Annotated in this window: 3 protein-coding genes and 1 pseudogene; all 4 read left to right on the top strand. The window is 37.8% G+C overall.

Features of this window, described 5'->3' with window-relative positions:
• A pseudogene (locus PHP90_RS13945) lies at positions 1 to 203 on the top strand (RNA pseudouridine synthase); the annotation flags it as partial.
• A 204-nt stretch (positions 204 to 407) separates the two neighbouring features.
• Positions 408 to 1,727: a hypothetical protein gene (locus tag PHP90_RS13940; RefSeq protein ID WP_299931100.1), complete on the top strand. Its 1,320-nt coding sequence runs from the start codon at positions 408 to 410 to the stop codon at positions 1,725 to 1,727.
• A gap of 191 nt (positions 1,728 to 1,918) precedes the next feature.
• Positions 1,919 to 2,122, top strand: coding sequence for a hypothetical protein (locus PHP90_RS13935; RefSeq protein ID WP_299931093.1), 204 nt, complete (start codon positions 1,919 to 1,921; stop codon positions 2,120 to 2,122).
• A complete protein-coding gene (locus tag PHP90_RS13930; RefSeq protein ID WP_299931092.1) occupies positions 2,123 to 2,395 on the top strand; it encodes a type II toxin-antitoxin system mRNA interferase toxin, RelE/StbE family in 273 nt (90 codons plus the stop codon).
• Positions 2,396 to 2,702: the final 307 nt, after the last annotated feature.

Genomic DNA, 2,702 nt, shown 5'->3' with positions numbered 1-2,702 from the left:
CCAAAGTACAGCTGATTATCCATCACGGACGAACGCACCAAATCCGTGCTCATATGAAATACGCACAGCATCCGATTATCGGAGATGAGAGTTACGGCGGACGACAGTCGAAGCGCGTAATGCTTCACGCCAAAAAAGTGATTTTGCTTGGACAGACGTTTGAAGCGCCTGAGCCGAAAGTGTTTGGGCATTTCGGGAGTTAAAACTCCGTCATTCCCGACTTCACGTGCCCTTTAGGGTAAATCGGGAATCTAGCTTTATATTCTTTCTCACTATCTTTATCCTTTTAAAAAATCAATTTTAGTTTTAAATAGCATTGCGAAATGTTAAAGCTTTTTAAACTATACTATTAAATATTATAAAAAGTTAATATTAAATTTCTTACTTCATTTCATAGAAGGTAAACAATGCAGTTGATAGCAAGTATTTTATTATTAGTGGTGATTACCATTGCATTAGGTCTATGGTATTTTGGTGCGATAATTGTCATTGTTGCATTTATAAAGACACTTAAGGCTCTTTTTACAACATTACCGGGAAAACTGTATAAAAAACGGATAAAAGAAAAAATAGCTTTCAACCCTTTGCATCTTTTTAGTAGACAAAAATGGATACGAATCATCATTTTGTTTAGTGTGTTGAATGTTGCACTTTATGTATATGCACGTGATTGGCTAATGCATGAGAACGCTCAACATACTAAAGCAAAAGAGTATTTTAGTACAGGTGAAGTTCTCTCCTCTCATTTGGGGTTTCTTACCTTTATTCTCCATCCCGATTCACTTACCCTTAAACCGTTATTCGCACTCCAACACGGAATCTATAATCTCGGTATTGTTCATCTTCCCAAAGAGGATGCCGAAGATGCTCTTTGGTATCACCGCTGGTTTATTTATCCTTATGCGAAGCAGGACGCATTGCCTAAAGTAAACCGCTATCTTTGGATTCTATTTCCTAAAAATGATCACTCATCGTTGATTGTTCGTTTTCTTATGGAAGATTTATCAATAAAAGATATAGCTCCAGAAAATTACCGTGTTCCGCAACAGCGCTTTTTGGAAAAGACATTTTCCGTAATCGAAAAACTCTCCACCCATCCGATCCGTGATCCGAACATGCAGCGTGAATTCATGGAAGGATTCCCAGGGTTGGCGTTTTATTATTCGCTCAATCAAATATACCGTTACAACGGACCTGCACCAGCAGGTCGTGACAACCTTCGTTACGAACCATGGTATACCCCGCATAATGAAGCGCAGTTACGATGGTATCTTTCGTTTGAAAGACAGATGAATGCCCCGCAAATCCAAGAGCTTTACGGCAAACAGTTAGCTAAAAACCAATCGCTTCTGTATGGAGCGATTCTAAACGTCACTGAGGATTTGATCCTCACTAACATCGACCGTATGCGTTTTAAATGCGACAGCGATTATATGCAAACCTATGTTCGTGTACGCAATCTCGTTGCCGGAGAAGATGGCAAAGAAAACGGTATTTTTTATAAGTTGCCGAAAGAAGAATTTAATGAGATGTATTACGCATATTTTGAAATGATTCGACCTAGCTTTTACAAATATATTTCACGTGATCGATGTGGTTACGATGTATATGGTAAAGCAGTTCTTTTTACAAGTAGATCAGAAAAAATGGAAATTGATTCTGCTATAGAAAGCGAAAAAAGTTATCTAAACAAACTCAACCAACAACTACAAACAGGAGATAAATAATGAGTCAAACAGTTAGCGAAATGATTTTCTCGCTCCCACTCTTCTGAGTAGAAGTATATATTTTCGGTAGGCATTCCCACTTGGAAAATGGGAACGAGGGGTCATTCTAGACTTCACGAGCCCTTTAGGGCAGATCGGGAATCCAGTAAGTGTGCTATAATTATCCAAATTACCTGCAATGAGGAATCATTATGCAAACGGTTACATTAGAGATTCAAGAGAGTGTCAGCGAAAAATTTATGTGGTTGTTATCCCATTTTAAAAAAGATGAAGTCGCGATTATAAACAATGAGAGATTGGAATTTTTAGAACGGTTACGAGTCTCTGAAAAAGAGGTAAATGAGGGGAAAATCAAACCTTTTGATTTGGAAAATTTAACAAAAAACGTCACTTAAATGTACACCATCGATCAAACGGAATCATTTGAACGGACGGCTCAAAAATTCTTTAAAAAACATCGTGACTTACTTCCTCGATTTGCAGAAGTGATTGCAATCCTTCAATCCGATCCTTTTTCTCCAGTGCTGAAAATGCATAAGCTCAAAGGGGAACTTTCCAAATACTACGCTTGTCGACTCACCTATGAATACCGTATCGTTGTGACGATAGTTATAACGGAAGAACAAATCATCTTGATAGATATCGGTAGTCATGATGAGGTTTACTAAAAAATCTTTATTTTTCGTTCGCCCTGAGCTCAAAGAAACATCGCTTTGCGAGAGGTACCCTTGTTTTGTCGAAGGCTAAACAGATCATGGTTCGACAAGCTCACCACAAACGTAAAAGTACGTTTCTGACTAAACAGAAAAGTATAAGAGAATAATAAAGTGTAATTGAAGAAAAAATTAAGTATAATTCGGAAATTTTTACCCCCTGTACAGTTATCATTTAGGAGTTTTTAGTGTTTGATACGCTAACCGAATCGTTTACATCCGCAATACGCAAAATCCGTTTTCACGACGACGAAAAGGCGTT

It is taken from the genome of Sulfuricurvum sp. (genome assembly GCF_028712165.1).
GTDB lineage: Bacteria > Campylobacterota > Campylobacteria > Campylobacterales > Sulfurimonadaceae > Sulfuricurvum.
This window is presented reverse-complemented; position numbering and strand designations above follow the sequence as displayed.